Raw genomic sequence first — 19,383 nt, 5'->3', positions numbered from 1 at the left:
TTGGGAACGACGCGACGACATCCACGAAGGCTTCCTCGGCCTCGCCAGCTGTCTGATCACCTACCGACACGTTCAGCGTCTTTGTTAGGACCTTTTACGCCCACAGTTGGTGGCAGCCTGTCGCCGCGGCCGCCGTCGGCGGCGGCGGGCTGCTTTACCGGAACCGACCGGTGTCACATCCGCAGCCACGAAACGGTCTCCGCAACGCCGCGCAGTGCCGACCGCCACCTTCTACGCTCCGGGAGCGTGTTGAGCTGTTCGGGTACACATGTCAGCAACCGCCCCCGTTCGCAGTGGCCTAGAGGGTGTTGTGATCGGTCTGCTTTTGCGCTCTGAATCCAGGACGTGCGTACGATCACTCCGTTCTACGGCATATAGCCGAAAGGGAACACACATGAAGCTCAGGACGACGGCGGGGACTGCTGCGTGATCAGGTGACAGCGGGGTTTATGCAGCCAGGGCTGCGGGTGGGGTCATGATGGTCTCGTACTCGACAGGGGTCAATCGGCCGAGGCGTCGTTGCCGTCGGCGCCGGTGGTAGGTCCGCTCGATCCAGGTGACGATCGCGATCCGCAACTCCTGTCGGGTGGCCCAGACGCGGCGGTCGAGGACGTTCTTCTGCAGCAGGGCGAAGAAGCTCTCCATTGCGGCGTTGTCGCCGGCGGCCCCGACCCGGCCCATCGAGCCGACCAGGCCGTGCCGAGTGAGTACGGCAGCGACCTTGCGGGACCGGAATTGCGACCCGCGGTCGGAGTGCACGATGCAACCCTCAGCGGGGCCGCGGCGGGCGAGTGCGGACTCCAGCGCGGCCACCGCGAGGCGGGACTTCATCCGGGCGTCGATGGAATAGCCCACGATGCGGCCGGAGTAGACGTCCTTGACCGCGCACAGATACAGCTTGCCCTCGCCGGTCGCGTGCTCGGTGATGTCCGTGAGCCACAGCCGGTTCGGCCCGTCCGCGGTGAAGTCGCGGCGCACGCGGTCGTCGTGGACCGGCGGTCCGGCCTTGACGTTCTTGCCGCGGCCCCGCCGCTTGCCGAAGACGCTCCACCAGCGGTTGTCCCGGCAGATCCGCCAGGCGGTCCGCTCGGCCATCGCCTCACCGGCCGCGCGGGCCTCGTCGAGGAGGAAGCGGTGACCGAACTCGGGATCGTCGTGGTGGGCGTCGAACAGAGCGCCTGCCCGGTATGCCTCGGTCAGCTCGGCGTTGGTGACTGGAGAGGCCAGCCACCGGTAGTAGGGCTGGCGGGCCAGCTTGAGTACCTGGCACGTCACCGCCACCGGCACCCTGTGAGGTGCAGCGGCGGCGGCCGGCTCGCGGACGAGCGGGTACATCATTTTGCCGGCAGGTTCGCCTGCGACAGATACGCCGCAGCCCTCCGCAGCACCTCGTTCTCCTGCTCCAGCAACCGGATGCGCTTGCGAGCCTCGCGCAGCTCGGCCGACTCACCCGACGGCATTGCGGACCTGGGACCCTCGTCGGCATCGGCGCGGCGCAGCCACTTCGACAACGTGATCGGGTGGACGCCGAAGTCAGCGGCGATCTGTTCCAGCGTGACGCCGGGCTCACGGTTACGCGCGACCCGCACAACGTCCTCGCGGAACTCCTTCGGATACGGCTTGGGCACTGCAACATCCTTCCAGGCCGCCTCTCAGCAAGCCAGGTCAAGATGTCACCGGCTCGTGCAGCAGTCCCGTGGGATCGTGGAGTGGTCCGACTGGCAGGTACCCGTTGATGCGGCGCACCCTCCGGGTTTTCACTTCGACGCCGATCAGTACGACGCCGAGCTAACCCGCGCGCTGACAATGTTTGCCTCGTGACAGTCCGCCGCGCGGGTGGTTCCCTGCACGGTGGGCCGGGCCAGAATGATCACGTGGTTGAATGTGTGCAGGTCCGTAAGATCGATGACGACGAGGGCAGGCGGCTGCTCCGGATCATCCGCAGTGGCATCGGGTCGGTGGTGACCTGGCGGCGGGCCCAGATGGTGCTGTTGTCCGCGCAGGGCATGCCGGTGGCGAGGATCGCCGAGGTGTCATTCACCAGCGACGACCGGGTCCGGGACGTGATCCACAACTTCAACACGGACGGTATCGACTCGCTGTATCCGAAGTACTCCGGCGGTCGGCCCAGGACGTTCACGCTGCCCGAGCGGCGCGAGATCAAGAAGATCGCCAAGTCCAAGCCGACCGAGCACGACCTGCCGTTCTCGACATGGAGCCTGACAGCTGGCGGACTTCCTGGTCGCCGAGGGGGTGGTCGACGACATCAGCCACGAGGGCCTGCGCATCCTGCTCCGCGAGGAAGGCGTCTCCTTTCAACGCCTGAAGACCTGAAAGACCTCCAGCGACCCGGACTACGCGGCCAAGAAGGCCCGCGTCGAACATCTTTACGCGATCGCCGACGGCGAGGTCATACCCGAAGCAGGCGAGCCTGACGTCGTCTTCTGCATGGACGAGTTCGGCCCGCTCAACCTGATGCCCCACCCCGGCCGGCAGTGGGCCGAGCGCGGCGGCAAGCACAAGGACCCCGACCGCGAACCACGCCGCCGACGTCGAGCGACATACAACCGCTACGGAGGAGTACGACACCTGTTCGCAGCCCTCGACCTTGCCAAGGACAAGCTCTACGGCCACATCAAACCCGTCAAGCGGCGCACCCAGTTCCTGGAGTTCTGCCGTTACCTCCGCACCCTCTACCCGCCGACGGTGCGGATCGCGATCGTCTGCGACAACTTCTCGCCGCACCTGACCACAAAGAAGTGCCAGCGCGTCGGAACCTGGGCCGCGGCAAACAACGTCGAGATCGCCTACACCCCCACCAACAGCTCCTGGCCCAACAGGATCGAGGCCCAGTTCACCGCTCTGCGCTACTTCACCCTCGACGGCACCGACCACGCCAGCCACAAAGAACAGGGCAGCATGATCCGCCGCTACATCATCTGGCGAAACCGCCACGCCGACGACCGACGCCTACGCGCCGTCGTCGACAGGGCAAACGTTGCCTGATGCGGCACTCGCTACCGGCGCGCGCTGTGCCGAGCAGATCGAGCCCGACCGCGACGGTGACGCCTCCTGCCCGATGCACGAGGCCGCAGCCTTGCTCACCGACGACGCCGGGCAGCGCCTCATCTGGGCTGCCCGCGCCCTCCATCCGCAAGGAGACAGCTGAGATGGCGAGCGCGAAGGCGACGAATCCGCCCCCGCGGGGCTAGTGCACGCAGTGCTGGTTCCACGCGTATGCCAGCCGTGAGGCCCACGCCGGGCTCCGGCCGCGTCAGGACTGCCCGCAGAAAAGCGCACCCGCCGGATGTGGGAGGGCGGCGACCAGGTGCAGGTCGCCCACCACGCAACCGGCCGCCGGTCCCCCGTGAGCCCGCGCCTCGACTGCCCGTTCTGCCGGATCATCCAGGAGGGGGCCTTGCCCACGTTCGTCCACGAGTGGAGCAACGGGGCCCCCGACCGGTGAACAGTGGCACTCGGCGCAGCTGTCGGGCAGCACCACAGGGTTTCCGGTGCGGCGGTTGCGTCAGTCCGGCAGGCTCGCGTGGACTTGGACTGCCATTAGAGCCACATCGTCGCTGCCGTCCGGCAGCAGGCGGTCCAGCAACCTGCTGCACACCTCTTCGGGGTCGGTGCCACCCTTGCCGACCAGGACGGCGAGAGCGTTTAGGGAGTCCTCTAGGTCCTCGTGTCGGCGCTCGACGAGCCCGTCCGTGATGAGAACCAGGAGGGATCCGGCCTCTATCGCTACGCGCTGGGCGGCTGGGTGGGGAAGGTTGAGCCCCAGCAGGGGGCCGTGGTCGCGGCAGTACCAGGTGGTGCCGTCAGGGTTGCGGATCAGGGGCGGCAGGTGTCCGGCGTTCGCGATGTGCAGGACGTCTGAGCTGCTCTCGATCAGTATGACGCAGAGTGTGACGGTGGCACCCGGCTCCGCCGACGTCAGCAGATGATCGAGCTGGGTCAGGATGACGTGCGGAGGGTGCCCCTCGGCGGCGTAGGCGCGCAGCGCATGGCGCACTTGGCCCATGACCATGGCTGCGTCTAGCGAGTGCCCGGCGACGTCACCGACGGCCACGATGAGCCCGGCGGGCGTGGTGACGGCCTCGTAGAAGTCGCCGCCGATCTCGGTGCGCTCGCTGGCAGGCAGGTAGCGCACGGCGAGGTTCGCGCGCGCCGTGCGCGGCAGCCTGTCGGGCAGGAAGCTGCGCTGCAGTGTGAGTGCCAAGGCGTGTTCCTCGCTGTAGCTGCGCAGGGCCTCGAGGGCCAGGGCGCCGGTCTGAGCGAGCTGGGTCAGCAGTTGCTCGTCCTCGGGGGTGGCTACCGTGTCTGCTGAGGTGAGGACAATGAAGGGCTGTCGGTCGGCCTTTGCACGGCCGACGGCGACGCGGCGTTTTGTCGGATCCTTGAGCCTGGGCGGTGCGCAGGGCAGATCGGGTCCCGTCTCCCGGGCGTACCGCGTACTGGACGAATCGTGCTGGGACGGCCGGTCCTGCGAGGCGTGGACCTCCACCTCGCCGCAGCCCGCCGAGCCGGCCTGGTCCGGCCAGGTGTGGGCGACCAGTGCGCTGCCCTGCGGTGTGGACAGGAGCACTGCGACATCGCTGCGGAAGATGGCTCCGGCTGCCTCGGCCGCCACCTTGGCCAGGTTCTGTGCGTCGGGCGCGCTGTACAGGGCCAGTGTGAAGCGGTTGAGCAGGCGGAGCCGCTCCGCGAGCAGTTCGGCGCGGCGGCGGGCCCGCGCGTAGCGCAGGGTCGCGGTGACCGTGGCGAGCAGTTCCGCGGGGGCGACGGGCTCGACGAGGTAGGCGTCCGCTCCGCGGTAGAGCCCGTGGGCCCGGTCGTCGACGGTGATCGCGGAAGCGGAGATGTTGATGACGGGGACAGCGGCGGTGGCCGATGTCTTCTTGATGTGCTCGCACACCTCGAACCCGCTCATGTCGGGCAGGCGTACGTCGACGATGGCCAGTTCGGGCAGCGGACCGGGGCCGGCGAGGAGTTCGAGTGCGCGGGTGCCGTCCTCCGCCTCGGTGACCTCATGCCCGGCGCGTCGCAACATAGTGGCAAGGACATACCGGTTGGTGGGGGTGTCGTCCACCACCAGGATGTGCGCCGGACTTTGGTCCGTGTCGGTCGGCTGGTTCATCGGGGTTCCTGGGCGCTAGACGTCGACGGGGCGGAAGAAGGCGTCTGTGGCGCGCGCGGCGTGGTTTGGATGCTGGAGAGGACGGCGGCGAGGTCCGCTGCGGTGAGGCGGTGCTTGTTCAGCACGGCCCGAGTCCCTTGCAGTCGGGAGGCGTCCACCTGGTCGGCTTCCAGTGCGGTCAGAACGGCGACGGGGATGTGCATCGTGCCTGGGTTTGCGGCGAGCAGCCGATGCACTTCGTATCCGTCGGCATCGGGCATGTTGAGGTCGAGCAGGACGAGGTCGGGCTGTTCGCGTTCGATGGTGGCGACGGCTTGGGCGCTGTCGGCAAGGACGACGACGGAGGCGGCGAGCCCTTCCAAGAGCGGGGAGACGGTGGCGAGGAATGCCTCGTCGTCGTCGATCGCTACTACGTGTGTGCCAGCCGGGCTGCCGGCGGGCATGGTGTTCGCAGCTCCGCCGGTCGCGTTCTCTGCGGCGGGCAGTGCGGTACGCAGCGGCACCTGGACCGCCGGACCGGTCGGGGGGGCCTGCGCCATCGGCTGGGCGAGGCGGGCGGGGATGTCGACGGAAACGGTCGTGCCCTGGCCGGCCTCACTGTCCAGGTGCAGGGTGCCGCCCAGCAGTTCGGTGAGTCTGCGGGCGTAGGGCAGGCCCAGGCCCGTCCCGGCACGACCTCGCTGATGTGGGCCCTGCACCTGGTAAAACTCCTCGAAGACGCGCTCCAGTTCGCTCGACGGGATACCGACGCCGGTGTCGCGGACGCGGAAGACGAAGCGGGCCCCGTGGCCGTCGTCCTTCTCCGCGACGTCCAGGGCCACCGAACCGTCCGAGGTGAATTTCAGCGCGTTCGACAGGACATTGCGCAGAATCCTGGTGAGCATGACGTCGTCCGTAACGAGGGGTCCGCGCTGGACGTGGTCGGGGATGAAGAGTTCCACCCCGGCTCGGGCGGTGCCTTGCAGTGTCCCGCGCAACTGGTGCAGCAGCGACCGCAGGTCGACGTCGGCCGGATAGGGTTCCAATCGGCCGGACTCCGCCTTCGCGACGTCGAGCAGTTCGTCGACCAGAGCCAGCAGGGTGCTGCCAGAGGCCTGCACGAGCGCCACCTGCTGGCGCTGCTCGCCGGTCAGAGGTTCCGCCGAGGGGTCCAGCAACAGCCGGGCCAGGGCGATGATGGAGTTGACCGGCGACCGCAGCTCGTGACTGACGTTGGCCCAGAAACGATTCTTGTACTCGTTGGCGAGTTCCAGCTGGCGTGACTTGTCCTCCAACTCGGCGTAGAGGGCCACGACACCGCTGTTGGTCTCCTCCAACTCGCTCGCCAGCTCGGAGTACAGGGCCATGACGCCGGTGTTGGTCTCTTCCAGTTCCGCGTTGAGCCGCTCCAGTTCCTCCTGCTGGTGCTGGGACTCCTCCAAGGCGGCCAGTAGCTGGCCGTTCTGGGTGCGGAGCGCCTCGATCAGGTCGGCTGCCGTATCTGCGTCGGCCAGCCTGCGACGCACGTCGGCGGCCAGGTCACCCAGGGACGCCAATGGCGCCGGGGTGCGCTGTGAGAGCACCAGTTCATTGCTGCCGTCGCCGTCCGCGCAGCTCAGCGTTGAGTCGTCGAGCAGGCGGCCGGCCGCGGACAGCAGGGTCGACGGAAGCCGCCGGTTGCCGAGCCAGCGGAGGCGTACCGTCACCATGACCGCGCCAGCCTCTTCCAGACCCAGCTGTGCACTGAGTCCCGGTGCGCTGAGCAGACGCTCGCCAGCCTCGCTGACGACGGTAGTCAGTCGGACCAGGGCACTGTCGTTGAGGCCCGCGATGCGGCACATCGACTGCGTGCACCGGCGCAAGGAGACCACGTCGCCCTGCTCAAGGAGGGCGATCGTGAGCACCTCGTGGGCGGACCGGCCAGGATTCATGATGGACGGTGCAGGGCCACGACGATCCCGGCGTCGTCCCTACGGACCGCGGCCTGGTTCAACAGCTGGCCCGCTGCCAAGGAAGGATCCTGCACGAAGAGCCCGGGAAGGTCCGCGGGCTTCCACCGGTCGCTGAGGCCATCGGAGTGCATGACCAGGGCAGCGCCCGGCGGGAACGCCACGGCCTGAGTACGTGCCCGGGGCAGCTGCACACCGACGATGCCGGGAGTCGAGAGCAGCCCGCTGCGGGTGCCTTCGTACACGCGCAGTGCCGTGATGTTGCCGACTCCGCTCAGGTGGGCGCGCTGGTCGGCCAGGTCCACCAGCGCGATCGCGACGGCCGCTCCGCGGCTGCCCCGAAGGCTTTGATGCACGTCGCGGAGCACAGCTTCTGGGTTGATGTTCTGACTCTCACGAAAGGCCGCTTTGGCCTGGTCCCCGACTCGGGCCGCCAGCGGCCCGTGGCCGAGTCCGTCGCACATCATCAGCAGCCACGCCTGCGCGCCGGAGCCGTCCAGTGAGCGCACGGCCCAGGTATCGCCGCACAGTTGCTCGCCGCTGATCGGGCGGGTCAGACCGCCCGTCGCAACGGTTTCGGGCTCCACCGCCGAGCCATCCGTCCAGAAACGCGTATAGACCACCGTGCCGCGACCGGGCAACGAGTGAATGCCGCAGTCGTCGGCGAGCCGCTCGATGGCGCCCATCCCAATGCCGAGGCTGCCGTAGGCGGACCTGCCATCGCGTAGCGCCCACTGCACGTCGTCGATGCCGGGGCCGTCGTCGAGCGAGAGGCACTCGACTCCGGCACGGCCACGAGCGCGCACCACACGCAGGGCGAGGGAGCCGTCGTTGGCGTGCTTGAGCAGGTTGCTGGCCATCTCCGTCACGCACAGCTCGACCTGTGATGTGCGGTCCTCGGACAGTCCGACGGCGCGGGCCAGCAGGCCAGCCTGGCGGCGCGCGGCGGCGGCCAGGGCGATGTCCACACGCAGCCAATGGACATCGCCGGCTTCGACGACGAGACCCGTGGTCACCGGCCCCACTTCACAATCCGCACCGTTGTGCCCCCCTGGCCGGATTCGATGTCGAATTCGTCCACGAGTCGCTTGGCACCGCTGAGACCGAGCCCCATACCGCTGCCGGATGTCCACCCGTCCTGCATCGCGACCTCGAGGTCCGGTATCCCTGGCCCCTGGTCGCGGAACTCGACGTAGACGCCGCAGCGGCCGCCATCGTGGACCATAGCCGCGCGCACCACGCCTCCGCCGCCGTAGATCAGCATGTTGCGCCCGAGTTCGCTAGCCGCCGTGACCAGCTTGGTCTGATGGACGAGCGACAGTTTGCCGCGCAGCGCCAGGGTGCGCACCATCTGGCGTGCGTGGACCACCTCACTGTTGCTGTTCACCGGGACAGTCTCGGCCGCCACGAGGGACGCGCCGTAGTCCTTCATGCCCGACCTGCGTTGAGACGCCGCAGCAGCTTCAGCCCGCGCTCAAGGTTCAACGCGGTGCGGACGTCGTTCAGGGACAGCCCGAGTTCGACAAGGGTGATCGCCACCGCCGGCCGCATGCCGACGACGATGGTCTCGGCGCCGAGGACGCGTGAGAGGGACGCGTTGACGGTCAGCATCCGCCCGACGAATGAGTCAACGATCTCCAGCGACGAGATGTCGATGATGACGCCCTTGGCGCCGGTCTCGACGATTCGGTTCGACAGATCGTCCTGAAGGTCCAGCACCTTCTGGTCCTCCAGATCGAACTGGATGGAGACCAGGAGAATCTCACCGATCTTGAGAATGGGAACGCGGTCGGTCACAGTAGACCCTTCACCTCGTCCTTGGCGTCCTCGGCGACTTCCTTCAACGCCTGGCGCAGCGCGTCCGCCAGGGAGGCGTTGGTCGGGATATCACCGAACTCGATGCCCAGAGCCACGATGGTCTGGGCGATCTGCGGGCGAATGCCGGAGATGGTGCACTGCGCGCCCATCATACGTGCCGCTACGACGGTCTTCAGCAGGTGCTGGGCGACCTGGGTGTCCACAGTGGGCACGCCCGTGATGTCGATGATGGCGTGAGTGGAGTCGCTGTCCACCAGGGCTTGGAGAAGCTTCTCCATGACGACCTGCGTGCGGGCCGAGTCCAAGGTGCCCACCAGTGGGACGCCGACGACGCCGTCCCACAGCTTCACGACCGGTGTGGAAAGCTCAAGGAGCTGCTCGGCCTGCGTGGAAATGATCTCCTCGCGGGTGCGAATGTACGCCTCGGTGGTGAGCAGACCGAGATCGTCGAGCAGCCGGGCGAACTGGAGATACGCGCGGGCGTCCTGCTCGTCGGCGGCCAGGGTCGGCTCCACAACGTCCTTGAGAGCGAAGACGCTGCGGGCCGTCTCGGTGGGCGTGAACCCCTGCCGGGCGCGGCTGCGCGACAGCTCGATCAGCAGGCCGCGCGCCTCCCCGAACGGCTCGCTCCGGCCGTCCAAGCCTCCCTCGGTGATGGCCTGGAGGACGGCGTCGTACAGGTCGCCCAGTTCCCGTCCGAGTTCGGCGGTGCTCAGCCTGCCCTGCAGGTTCCTGCCCACCTCTCCGATCCATTGGGCCAGGAACACATCCCGGTGCGCGGCCAGCGTCTCCACTAGAAGGTGCATGTTGCTCTCAGCGGCCACTAGGTCCCCAAAGCACTCGGTTGTATATGCCGCCGAAATCGTACGCCAGTATTGCTACCTGATGGTCACTCCCTTCACTGCGACGCCACGTCTTCCTTCGCTGCATCACGTAACGGATGCCTCATGTGGCCACTCCAACGGACATCGCCGAGAGTGAGCCGACGGGCGCTCGGTCTGCGTCCAGCGGTTCCACGAGTGATCAGGGGCTTGATGCCGCGTTTTCCACAGAAGGCGGCGGTACTTGTCGAAGTCGTAGCTCCGGTAGGCGTAGAGCCGCCCGGGCCTGCAACGGGGCCGGCTCCGTTGGTCCCGGATCGGCGGGACCGCGTCCAGCAGTGGCAGGACTGGGTGACGTCGTGCCAGTTGCCGCCTATAAGCACGGCAGCGAGCGGGGTTCGGTGACGGTCGACGATGAGATGGTGCCTGGAGCCGGGACGGGCGGGGTCGACGCGGCCACTGCCTCAAGCCCCCGCTCGTTGAACGCATGGATGACTTCGTGCACAGAGTCGGTGCTGACCTGCATCAACGAGGTGATGTCTGGCACGGGCTGACCCTGCGCGGACATCATCACCACGATCGCCCGTCGCAGCCTCACCGAGTCCTTCGCGGTCCGGCTGATCCGGTGCAGCCGCTGCCCCTCCTCCAAGCTGACCGGCCGGACGAACACACCGGGACGACGCCCCCGGTACTGGAGCGGTTCCCCGCCGGAGCTCCCCGCGGCTCCTGGCCGGCCGAAGAGTTCGCCGCCGCCCAGCGAGCCCAGGGCACCAATCCCCGCGTCGTGATGGACCTCGGCAGCGACCAGTTCCTCGCCATCACCGACACCACCCACTGAGAGGCACACATGAGCGACACCGAGACGCCCGAAGCCATCCGCTACACCGCCGACGTGGTGGCCCTCACGCCCGGGGGGCACGTCGACGCCGACGAGACCAGCCCCGCCGCGGCTGCCCGTGAACTGATGGAGGAGACCGGCGTCCAGGCGGCCGCCGACGACCTGCGCCAGATCGGCGTCTGGGACTCCCCCGGGCGCGACCCGCGCGGGCGGTACGTCACCGTCGCGTACGCGGTCGTCGTCCCTGAGAACACCCGGATCGTGGCCGGAGACGACGCCCGCACCGCCCGCTGGTGGCCCCTGGACGACCTTCCGGAGCATCTGGCGTTCGACCAAGCGGACATCCTCCACGTGGCCACGGCCCCCACCTCGTGAAAGGCCACCACGAAACGCCGGTGTGCCGCCCCGCTCTCCCCGCTGGGCAGCACACCGGCGTCTCCGTCCGACTTCGAGCCTGAAGGCACCCTGACGACAGACGTGTTCATCGACTCCTTCGGCGCCCGCTGGCAGGACCCGCCGCCGGCCCGCTACCGCGCCGCCGTCTTGGGCATCAACCTCGCCAACGCCCTGCTGAGCCCGCCCGACGACCTGGCCCTCGCCGACATCGTCGCCCGCCAGACCGGACAAGACGCGCACGTACGCGACGACGTCCTGAACACCCCCAGGGCACGGCCGACATCATCAACGACGCCGTGCAGGAACTCCCGTGCTGCGCGCCACCGCGCAGAGCCGCCCCGTCCAGCTCCTGGTGAACTGCGACCGGATGAAGGAGAACCCCGGCAACAGCTGATCATCCCGCATCACCTGCCGGCTCCGGCCGGGCCCACTCTCCCCCAGGGGCTGTCCGGCGGATCTCCTGACCGAGGAATGAACATGTGGACCGCGGGACATCCTGCTAACGTCTGCGCCATGAAGCGCGCTGCTATGTCGACGACGCCGGAGAGTGTCCCGGCGCGCTGACAGATGATCTGATCCGAAGCCCCGGGGCAAGTGCCCTGGGGCTTCGTCGTAGGCCCGGTCACTTGCTCCACAGCCAGCAGGGAGACCGAGATGAGCACCGTGCACGACCACCGCAAGCTCGGCCGTGAACTGGGCCTGTTCGACACCGATCCGCTGATCGGCGCCGGCCTGCCGTACTGGCTGCCCGACGGCGCAGCCGTGAGGCACACCCTGGAGGAGTACATCCGTGCCGCCGAGCGGCGGGCCGGCTACCGGCACGTGTACTCACCGGTACTCGGCAAGCGGGAGCTGTACGAGATCTCAGGACACTGGGCGCACTACAGCAACGACATGTTCCCCCCGATGGACCTCGGCGGAGAGCAGGTTGTCCTGCGGCCGAGCCTGTGCCCCCATCACGCGGTGATCTACCGCTCCCGCTCCCACAGCTACCGCGAACTGCCCCTGCGGATGGCCGAACTGGGCGGCATGTACCGCTCCGAACTCTCGGGCGTGCTCGGCGGGCTGAGCCGGGTGCGGGCCATCCAGCTCAACGACGCGCACATCTTCTGCACCCTGGGCCAGGTCGCCGAGGAGGCGCAGGCGGCGCTGGAGATGATCCGCCAGGTGTACGAGGCACTCGGCATCACCCCGACCCGCTACCGGCTCTCCCTCCCGGGGCCCGGTGGCAAGTACGTTGCCGACCCCGAGAAGTGGCAGCGGTCCACCGCCCTGCTGACCGACGTCCTCGACCACTCCGGCCTGCCCTACGAGGTGGCCGAGGGAGAGGCCGCGTTCTACGGCCCCAAGATCGACGTCCAGGTCACCGACGGCGCCGGCCGGGGAGTCCACCCTGTCCACCGTCCAGGTCGACTTCCACCAGCCCGAGCAGTTCGACCTGCAGTACATCGGCGCGGACGGTGCCAAACACCGCCCGGTCATGGTCCACCGCAGCATCATCGGCAGTGTGGAGCGAGCCGTCGCCCACCTCATCGAACAGCACGGCGGTGCCTTCCCCGCCTGGCTCGCCCCCACTCAGCTGGTCATTCTCCCGATCTCCGACACCGAACTGCCGAACGCCGCAGCCCTCGCCCAGCGCTGCACCGGTCTGGGACTGCGCACCAAGATCGCGGGACCGGACCGCGGCAGCCTGGGCGCCCGAATCCGAGAGGCCCGCCTGGTTCCCTACCAAGCCGTCATCGGCGCCAAGGAGGCCGCCGACGATCACATCGCACTGCGTTTGCGTGACGGACGCCGACTCGACCCGCAGCCGGTCAGCGACGCACTCACCCACATCAGCGCTCTCATCGGGGATCACAGCACCGAACTGTGGACCGATCCGGCCTCATAGCAGTCGCCGCGATCAGGGTGGGCCGGCCGCTCTCACTGCCGCGGCGGTGGCGGTTGGCCCACTCGTTCTTCGTGCGGCTCCACGGCTGCTTCTCCTCGATTCCGGCCGCCTCCCTTTGGTCCGGAAAAGCGCACCCGCCACCGCCGACGCCATCGGCCGCCGGATGCGGGAGGCCTGCACCGGGGTGCAGATCACCCACCACCACGTCAACCGGCCGCCAGTCCCCCGCAAGCACCCGCGCCCTGACTGCCGGTTCTGCCGGTTCTGCTGGATCATCCACGACGGGGCCCCGGCTAGCATGTCCAGAGTGGAGCGATGCCCTCGCCATCGTGCCCCGCAGCGGCGGCTGCACCGACGGCCGCCTCCTGATCCTCCCTCGCGGCCACGTCGCCAACATCACGACCGATCCCGTCGTCTCCGCCACCGTGCAGAGTGCGCGCCGCCGTACTCGCCGCGCAGATCGGCGGCCAGTGGAACTACCTCACCTCCTGCGGCCCGGACGCCACGCAGACCGTCTTCCACCTGGACGGACACCTCGTGACCCGCACTGCCGACGACGGGCTCGCCCTGCCCTGGACCCAGTCTGCCCGCGAGCGTGAGCCCATCTGATGAAGCACCCCCGCTTCCGCCGCTGCGGACACGCCCCCGGCGCCTTTACCTCCAAGGACCAGGCCGCCGTCGACGCGTTCGGCGCGGAGCTCGCCGCCTGCAAGAACCGGCAGCCCTGGACGCCGCGCTGCGACCAGGACGTCGCCGTATTCGCGGCCACTGACTTGACCTTGACACGGTGACAAGGTTTTCACTTGGGCGCAGGAGGTGGTCCCGATCAACACGACTGACGTAACCCCGCAGAACACCCGTGTGACCAGCGCCCTGGGCGCCGAGGACTCGTCGGTCCGGCTTCAGACGGCTCTGGCGGTCGGCTCGAACCCCGACCCCGTGTTTCTGGAGACGCTCGTTGAGCGGTGCGCGGTCGAGCCGGACTTCTTCGTACGAGACATGCTGTCCTGGGCGCTGACCCGCCTCCCGCCGGAGACCACCCTGCCCCGGATCCGCCATGAGCTCGACTCCGAGCGTGCCCAGGCCCGCAGCCAGGCACTGCACACACTCTCCAAGATCGGCGACAAGAGCACGTGGGCCTGGGTCCCCCGCGACATGTTGCGGGACGCCGACGACGAGGTCGCGCGGACCGCGTGGCGCGTCGCGGTCGTCCTCGTGCCCGAGTGCGAGAAGAAGGACCTGGCCGACGAACTGGTTCTACAACTCGGCCGTGGCAACCGCACGGTGCAGCTGAGTCTCAGCCGGGCCTTGGCCGACCTCGGTGACGTGAGCAAGCCTGCGCTGGAGAGGGCCGCGGAGAGTTCCGACCCGGCGGTGGCCGCGCACGCCCGTGCCACCGAGTTGCTCCGGCAGAGCCCGGAGACCGGTTTCGACGTGACTCTCGACGAGTCAAAGCGCGTGGTCGCACTCGGTCCGGAACGAGCCGCTGCCGCCTCGGCTGCGTCGGCAGGCACCGAAACCTCGGAGGCCGCCGACCCCGCGGAGACGACCGAGTCGATGAAGGGCACGAAGGCTGCAGAGGCATCGGAGGGCGGGGATTGCTGATCGGAGATGTGTCACGCCGCTCCGGAGTGAGCACCCGGATGCTCCGGCACTACGACGCCCTGGGGTTGGTGCGGCCCACGGGCCGCACTGTCGGTGGCTACCGCGAGTACTCCGACGAGGATGTCCGCAGGATCTTCCACGTGGAGAGCCTGCGGTCCCTCGGGCTCTCGCTCAAGCAGATCGGGCGCGCGCTGGAGGACCCGGCCTTCACGCCGTCCGCCCTAGTCAGCGATCTCATCCGGCGGACTGAGGACCGCCTGGCGCGGGAACAGGAGCTGCTCGAGCGGCTCCATTCGATCGATGCGTCGGCGCCCACCGACTGGCAGGGAGTGCTGCGCATCGTCGCACTCATGCGGGAACTCAACTCGCCCAGCGCCGCGCGCAGACAGCAGGCCGTCCTGGCCCGGCCGGAGGATGCTTCGGTGCCCGCCGACCTGCTGGCTGGGGCGGTCCTGACCGAATCAGACCCGCACGTCGCAGGCGCCCTGCGCTGGGCGCTCGCCCGATCGGACGGCGACGGTGCGGCGACCCTGTACGCCGGCGCGCACTCGGAGGACGCCGGCATCCGGCGGCGCGCGGTGATGGCGATCGCCGAGCTGCCAGAGGCTCCGGATGCTAGTGCGGTGCTCACGAACGCCCTCGGGGACCCGGACACGACGGTGCGCAGGCACGCTGCTCTGGCACTGGGCAGGCAGGGCGAGGCCGCGGCCGTTCCCACACTCGTCAGCATGGTGGTGGAGGGCTCCAACGACGTGGACGCGGCAGAGGCCCTGGGAACGCTGTCGCTGGACCCCCGGTGCACGGACCAGATCACGACCGCCCTGCTCGACGAACTGGCCGCGCCCACCGCGGACTCCGCGACACGGATCCGCCTTATCCAGGCGCTGGTCGAGCTCGCGGGAACCACCGCGCAGGAGGTCCTGCGCCGACTGGCCCACGACGACGACAGCGCTGTCGCCCTCGTCGCCTCAGCCCTTGTCGGAGTTCTCAAAGAGAGGTCCCTCGAAGACCGATCTGACGAGCAGTCCTGAAAGCGCGATCTGAACGAGGCATCAGCCATGGCCTCTCAAGGCGCTTCACGAGGACCCCGCCTGGGAGGCAGAAGGTGTCACGGGCATAGCTGGACGACAGTGATGCACACCGCATGTGTGTCTCGCCCGACAATCGCCGGGTGAGCGCCCCGCTCCCCCGACGCTGGCAGAGGGTCGGGTGCTCATCCTTCGATCCTCCAGGCGCCCGAATAGCGCAGCCCTGGAAGACTGCCCCCTCACCAGTAGACCAGGCCGCCATCGACCAGCTCCGCATGGTGCTCACCGCCCCACGCAACCCCGAGCCCAGCACGCCCGGCAGCACCCGAGCATCGCCGTACGCGTAGGGCCGTTCGCGGAACGCGCGCACACCACGCCTGGCGACCACCCTGGCCCTGACATGATCGCCGTCACCCTGGTCCACCCCGACACCCCACACGCCGTGGACTACCTCCACCACCGGCTTGGCACGCGCGGGGTGCCCATCGTCGAGTGATTACGACGTAATCACTCGACAGTCCCCTTGCGGTGTGCCGGGAGGCCAAGGCTACGAAGAGCTCCATGTTCACCAGCCCGTGACCGTGGCAGTGATCGGAGGCATCCAGATGGCGCCCCCCGTCCGATGAAGCTTGCTGCCTGAGATGGGGAGGGGCACGTGACCACGCGTGCAGCTATCTGCGGGTGACCTGACCGTGTGACGCGAAGTGATTACGGCGTAATCACTCGCACGCCAGTGAGTCTGCATCAACTCCGTCTAGTGCTCTGACCGGGAAGGTTCGCCGGGGTGGTGGTCGTTTCGTCAGTCTTGGAGCCAGCGGTGCATTCTCCTCTTGAGCGGCGGTAGCAGTCCCGAAGAAAATGGATTGCCTTGGGGGCAGCGCTCACGTTGGCTGGGCAGCATGGCTGAACTGCGTACCGATCGCCTCGTGCTCCGCCGATGGCAAGACTCCGACCTTGAACCGTGGGCGGCGATGAATGCCGATCCCGAGGTTCGGGAGCACTTGGGCGACCTGCTCACCCGTGAACAGAGCGCTGCCTCCGTGGCGCAGTTCCAGGCTGAGTTCGACCAGCGAGGCTACGGATGGTGGGCAGTTCAATTGCAGGCCACGGGCGAGTTCATCGGTTTCGCGGGCTTGGATCAGGTGGATGATGGCATGCCGTTCACAGGGGTTGAGATCGGTTGGAGGCTCGCTCGCTCGTCCTGGGGCCAGGGCTACGCCACCGAGGCCGCCCTGGCTGGCCTTGCCTTCGGCTTCGAAACGCTTGAACTCCCCGAGATCCTTGCAGTGACGACTGCCACCAACCTCCGTTCCCAGGCAGTGATGCGCCGGATCGGCATGACCCGAGACCCGGCTGACGATTTCGACGACCCCACCGCGCCCGAAGGGCCACTGCGTCCGAACGTGCTGTACCGAATCGCGCGTGGTGTGAGGGCCTGACGCTCTGGGCTCGGTCGCTTGTCAGGCCACGGCGGAGAGCGGGCGTCCGCCCCAGCGGATGCCCTTCTCGCTGCGGATGCGGGCGCGTTCGCGACGCTGCGCCGCGAGGACGTCGGGGTGGCGGGCGTTGGCGTTACGCCAGCGCAGGTAGGCGTGCAGGGCCCAGGTCTGCACGCGGTGGTTGCGGTGGTTGGAGTTGGCGATCGTGAACTGCCGCAGTGGCCCGAAATGTGCTTCGATCGGGTTGGCCCAGGAGGCGTAGGTGGGGGTGAAACACAGCTCGACGCGGTTCTTCTTCGCCCAGCGACGGATCTTGTCGCCCTTGTGGGCGGACAGGTTGTCCAGGATGACATAGATCGGGGCGCCGTCCGGGCGCGCGGCCCGGATCGACCTCAGTGAGGCCAGGGTGTTTACCGCACCCTCCTTGCGGCGGTTGACGCCCCACAGCCGGTCGTCGCCGAGGGAGTAGCAGCCGTGGAAGTACCGCACCCCGTGGGTGCGGTGATAGGTCGCGGGATGGCGCTCGGGGTGACCGGCGGGAGCCCAGCCGGCTCCGGCGGCGGGGCGGATGCCGAGCGGCCCGAACTCGTCGAACGCGAACACGCGGTCCGGGAAGCGTTCCAGCACCTCCTCGATGCGGTCCAGCTTGGCGTCGCGTTCGGGGTCGGGCGACTCTTCCAGGTCTTGGTGCGTTGGAAGGTGACGCCGCGGCGGCGAGCAGGCACCGTAACGCCTCGCGGCCGATCCGGATCACACGGCCGTGCACTTTCCGCAGGTAGGCGGCGAGTTGCGGATCGACCAGCGGGTGAAGGGCTGGCCGAGCTTGGTCGGGCGGGTGGTGGCCGTCGGGACGACGAAGTCCTCGTCGTCAGGACTGAGAAGGCGGGGACGGCCTCCCGCCCACCGAGGGTCCAGGCAGGCCAGACCGATCTCGTTGAATCGGTGGATCACGTCGCGGACCGTGTCCTCGTCGGCCTGGACCAGCTTCGCGATCACCGGGACCCGGTTTCCGCCGGCCGAGGCCAGCAGCATCATCGCGCGCCGGTACCGCACCGAACTGGTGCTGCCCCGGCGCACGATCTGCTGCAGCTTCTGCCCCTCCTGGTCGGTCAACCTGCGCACACGAACAAGCTCAGCCACCACACCCCCAACGGTCGGATCGGACGTCTCCGGACATCCAACCGCTGGAACCGCCAATCCGGCGAACCTTCCCGGTCAGAGCACTAGATGGAAGGCTTCGGTCCGACCCCACACGAGAGGTTGCTCCTGGCGTTCGAGGAAGCGAGTCTGGAGCTCCACGAGGTGCCTCTCCAGGTGGGCGATGCGACCTCATGTACGCGGCAGCGGGTGATTACGGCGTAATCACTTCACGGTGCCACTGGTATGCGCCAGACAGGCAGAGGCTGCACGGAGTCCAGGCTCCCCTCGCGCCCGTCCCTGGGGTGGACCGGCGCGCCAGTCCCCCCGACCTAAGACCTGTCCGGCGGATCTTGAGTCGAAAATCAGGCGGCAGTCGGAGGCTGAGCGTCCTAACGTGCAGGCATGGCACCTTCACTTGAGCGTCCCCCTTTGCAGGCCGACGAACGCACCGCACTCATGGGCTGGCTGGATCTGCAACGGCAGATCCTGCGATGGAAGTGCGAGGGCCTGAGCGAGGCTGACGCGCGCCGCTCCGTCATCCCGACCTCGCCGGTGATGACGATGGCCGGGCTCATCAGCCATATGCGGTGGGTCGAGCACACCTGGCTGGAGGTGGTGTTCCTGGGCGGCGACAAGTCGCAGAACCCGTCCTTCGACGAGACGGACGAGGACGCCAACTGGCGTACCGACGGCATCCCACTGAAGGAGTTGCTCACGGAGTACGAGGCCCAGTGTGCCCGCAGCAACGAGATCGTGGCCGCGGCCTCCCTGGACGACGTCGGCCGCCACCCCGACTTCCATGCCGGCAACGCCAATCTCCGCTGGATGCTCATCCATCTCGTCGAGGAGACCGGACGACACGCCGGGCACGCGGACATCGTGAGGGAGCTGCTTGACGGTGCGAAGGGCTACTACTAGCACTTCCCGGTGGGGCCCGACCGAAGCCAGAGTCGGATCGAGGCAACGGTGACGGTGCCGTAAGCGAAGATCCTGTCTCATGTGCCATCCGCTGACCAGAGTCGATGACGCTCGTACACGGTCTTCCACCCACCGAAACGCGCAGGCAAATCCCGCCAGGGCACCCCGGTAGGCTACCGGAACGGAATCCCGTTGATCACTCTGCTGATGGCTCTCCCAACGACCCCCACGCTGAATGGACTTCGGCAGATGCGGCGTCAGCCGAGCCCATTCTTCACTTGTTAGATCTCCCCGCCCCATGGGCATGCCAACGAACCAGGACCTAGTACTCCAGTGCGGTTTCGTGATCTATCCAGCAGGTTCGTCGGCGGAACGTCGTCGGTAGTGGCTGCGATGGGCTATTTGCTGGTGTTGTCGC

17 protein-coding genes and 6 pseudogenes are annotated in these 19,383 nt (G+C 68.1%); 12 read left to right on the top strand and 11 right to left on the bottom strand.

Annotated elements, in window-relative coordinates; genetic code table 11:
* Positions 1-447: 447 nt before the first annotated feature.
* Positions 448-1,628, bottom strand: a protein-coding gene (locus AB0C59_RS34270) for an IS3 family transposase (protein WP_363011668.1) whose coding sequence is annotated in 2 segments (ribosomal slippage) — positions 448-1,341 and positions 1,344-1,628 — 1,179 coding nt in all. Because the reading frame shifts where the segments join, the coding sequence is not laid out codon by codon here.
* Between the two features lie 246 nt (positions 1,629-1,874).
* On the opposite strand from AB0C59_RS34270, the pseudogene AB0C59_RS34265 reads away from it, so the two are divergent.
* From AB0C59_RS34265 to AB0C59_RS34255, 3 genes and pseudogenes are all read left to right on the top strand, one after another.
* Positions 1,875-3,006: pseudogene (locus tag AB0C59_RS34265) on the top strand (IS630 family transposase).
* Complete coding sequence (locus tag AB0C59_RS34260) at positions 2,999-3,169, top strand: hypothetical protein (RefSeq protein ID WP_363011671.1); 171 nt, start codon at positions 2,999-3,001, stop codon at positions 3,167-3,169. The pseudogene AB0C59_RS34265 and the gene AB0C59_RS34260 overlap by 8 nt, the downstream one beginning before the upstream one ends.
* Position 3,170: 1 nt before the next feature.
* Positions 3,171-3,371: pseudogene (locus AB0C59_RS34255) on the top strand (hypothetical protein).
* Positions 3,372-3,526: 155 nt separating this feature from the next.
* Here AB0C59_RS34255 and AB0C59_RS34250 read toward each other — a convergent pair.
* The 8 genes and pseudogenes from AB0C59_RS34250 to AB0C59_RS34215 form a co-directional block, all read right to left on the bottom strand.
* Complete coding sequence (locus tag AB0C59_RS34250) at positions 3,527-5,143, bottom strand: fused response regulator/phosphatase (protein WP_363011666.1); 1,617 nt, start codon at positions 5,141-5,143, stop codon at positions 3,527-3,529.
* Entirely contained in the window at positions 5,140-7,053 is a 1,914-nt protein-coding gene (locus AB0C59_RS34245) for an ATP-binding protein (RefSeq protein ID WP_363011663.1), read from the bottom strand. Before AB0C59_RS34245 ends, AB0C59_RS34250 begins: the two co-directional genes overlap by 4 nt.
* Positions 7,050-8,087, bottom strand: coding sequence for an ATP-binding SpoIIE family protein phosphatase (locus tag AB0C59_RS34240; RefSeq protein ID WP_363011661.1), 1,038 nt, complete (start codon positions 8,085-8,087; stop codon positions 7,050-7,052). Before AB0C59_RS34240 ends, AB0C59_RS34245 begins: the two co-directional genes overlap by 4 nt.
* Complete coding sequence (locus AB0C59_RS34235; RefSeq protein ID WP_363011659.1) at positions 8,084-8,503, bottom strand: ATP-binding protein; 420 nt, start codon at positions 8,501-8,503, stop codon at positions 8,084-8,086. Before AB0C59_RS34235 ends, AB0C59_RS34240 begins: the two co-directional genes overlap by 4 nt.
* A complete protein-coding gene (locus AB0C59_RS34230) occupies positions 8,500-8,868 on the bottom strand; it encodes an STAS domain-containing protein (protein ID WP_363011656.1) in 369 nt (122 codons plus the stop codon). Before AB0C59_RS34230 ends, AB0C59_RS34235 begins: the two co-directional genes overlap by 4 nt.
* The gene (locus tag AB0C59_RS34225) at positions 8,865-9,695 is read right to left on the bottom strand and encodes an STAS domain-containing protein (protein ID WP_363011654.1); all 831 of its coding nucleotides are present in this window, start codon (positions 9,693-9,695) and stop codon (positions 8,865-8,867) included. Before AB0C59_RS34225 ends, AB0C59_RS34230 begins: the two co-directional genes overlap by 4 nt.
* 215 nt (positions 9,696-9,910) lie before the next feature.
* Positions 9,911-10,162: pseudogene (locus AB0C59_RS34220) on the bottom strand (IS5/IS1182 family transposase); the annotation flags it as partial.
* Entirely contained in the window at positions 10,084-10,308 is a 225-nt protein-coding gene (locus tag AB0C59_RS34215) for a helix-turn-helix domain-containing protein (RefSeq protein ID WP_363011652.1), read from the bottom strand. The gene AB0C59_RS34215 and the pseudogene AB0C59_RS34220, both read right to left, overlap by 79 nt.
* 36 nt (positions 10,309-10,344) lie before the next feature.
* On the opposite strand from AB0C59_RS34215, the gene AB0C59_RS34210 reads away from it, so the two are divergent.
* From AB0C59_RS34210 to AB0C59_RS34175, 8 genes and pseudogenes are all read left to right on the top strand, one after another.
* The gene (locus tag AB0C59_RS34210) at positions 10,345-10,548 is read left to right on the top strand and encodes a hypothetical protein (RefSeq protein WP_363011669.1); all 204 of its coding nucleotides are present in this window, start codon (positions 10,345-10,347) and stop codon (positions 10,546-10,548) included.
* 9 nt (positions 10,549-10,557) lie between these two features.
* Positions 10,558-10,923, top strand: a complete 366-nt coding sequence (locus tag AB0C59_RS34205; protein WP_363011650.1) for an NUDIX domain-containing protein — start codon at positions 10,558-10,560, stop codon at positions 10,921-10,923.
* A 684-nt stretch (positions 10,924-11,607) separates the two neighbouring features.
* Positions 11,608-12,835: pseudogene (gene thrS, locus AB0C59_RS34200) on the top strand (threonine--tRNA ligase).
* Positions 12,836-13,267: 432 nt separating this feature from the next.
* A complete protein-coding gene (locus AB0C59_RS34195) occupies positions 13,268-13,444 on the top strand; it encodes a hypothetical protein (protein ID WP_363011648.1) in 177 nt (58 codons plus the stop codon).
* Positions 13,444-13,626: a hypothetical protein gene (locus AB0C59_RS34190; protein WP_363011646.1), complete on the top strand. Its 183-nt coding sequence runs from the start codon at positions 13,444-13,446 to the stop codon at positions 13,624-13,626. Before AB0C59_RS34195 ends, AB0C59_RS34190 begins: the two co-directional genes overlap by 1 nt.
* A gap of 70 nt (positions 13,627-13,696) precedes the next feature.
* Complete coding sequence (locus tag AB0C59_RS34185; protein ID WP_363011644.1) at positions 13,697-14,440, top strand: HEAT repeat domain-containing protein; 744 nt, start codon at positions 13,697-13,699, stop codon at positions 14,438-14,440.
* Entirely contained in the window at positions 14,434-15,471 is a 1,038-nt protein-coding gene (locus tag AB0C59_RS34180; RefSeq protein ID WP_363011642.1) for a MerR family transcriptional regulator, read from the top strand. The genes AB0C59_RS34185 and AB0C59_RS34180 overlap by 7 nt, the downstream gene beginning before the upstream one ends.
* A gap of 896 nt (positions 15,472-16,367) precedes the next feature.
* Complete coding sequence (locus AB0C59_RS34175; RefSeq protein WP_363011640.1) at positions 16,368-16,907, top strand: GNAT family N-acetyltransferase; 540 nt, start codon at positions 16,368-16,370, stop codon at positions 16,905-16,907.
* Between the two features lie 21 nt (positions 16,908-16,928).
* On the opposite strand, the pseudogene AB0C59_RS34170 reads toward AB0C59_RS34175, so the two are convergent.
* A pseudogene (locus AB0C59_RS34170) lies at positions 16,929-18,047 on the bottom strand (IS630 family transposase).
* Between the two features lie 402 nt (positions 18,048-18,449).
* On the opposite strand from AB0C59_RS34170, the gene AB0C59_RS34165 reads away from it, so the two are divergent.
* Positions 18,450-18,965, top strand: a complete 516-nt coding sequence (locus AB0C59_RS34165) for a DinB family protein (protein WP_363011638.1) — start codon at positions 18,450-18,452, stop codon at positions 18,963-18,965.
* 92 nt (positions 18,966-19,057) lie between these two features.
* Here the strand turns inward: AB0C59_RS34165 and AB0C59_RS34160 are convergent.
* A pseudogene (locus AB0C59_RS34160) lies at positions 19,058-19,265 on the bottom strand (transposase); the annotation flags it as partial.
* Between the last annotated feature and the right edge of the window lie 118 nt (positions 19,266-19,383).

Source organism: Streptomyces sp. NPDC048664 (genome assembly GCF_040650555.1).
Taxonomy (GTDB): domain Bacteria; phylum Actinomycetota; class Actinomycetes; order Streptomycetales; family Streptomycetaceae; genus Streptomyces.
Note: the sequence above shows the minus strand (reverse complement) of the source record. Positions and strands in the feature narration are given on the sequence as shown.

What these genes read in the sequence shown, in the direction of transcription:
- AB0C59_RS34250 (WP_363011666.1), bottom strand. Translation starts at nt 5,143, where the DNA reads ATGAACCAGCCGACCGACACGGACCAAAGTCCGGCGCACATCCTGGTG.
- AB0C59_RS34245 (WP_363011663.1), bottom strand. Translation starts at nt 7,053, where the DNA reads ATGAATCCTGGCCGGTCCGCCCACGAGGTGCTCACGATCGCCCTCCTT.
- AB0C59_RS34235 (WP_363011659.1), bottom strand. Translation starts at nt 8,503, where the DNA reads ATGAAGGACTACGGCGCGTCCCTCGTGGCGGCCGAGACTGTCCCGGTG.
- AB0C59_RS34225 (WP_363011654.1), bottom strand. Translation starts at nt 9,695, where the DNA reads ATGCACCTTCTAGTGGAGACGCTGGCCGCGCACCGGGATGTGTTCCTG.
- AB0C59_RS34205 (WP_363011650.1), top strand. Translation starts at nt 10,558, where the DNA reads ATGAGCGACACCGAGACGCCCGAAGCCATCCGCTACACCGCCGACGTG.
- AB0C59_RS34190 (WP_363011646.1), top strand. Translation starts at nt 13,444, where the DNA reads ATGAAGCACCCCCGCTTCCGCCGCTGCGGACACGCCCCCGGCGCCTTT.
- AB0C59_RS34175 (WP_363011640.1), top strand. Translation starts at nt 16,368, where the DNA reads ATGGCTGAACTGCGTACCGATCGCCTCGTGCTCCGCCGATGGCAAGAC.
- AB0C59_RS34165 (WP_363011638.1), top strand. Translation starts at nt 18,450, where the DNA reads ATGGCACCTTCACTTGAGCGTCCCCCTTTGCAGGCCGACGAACGCACC.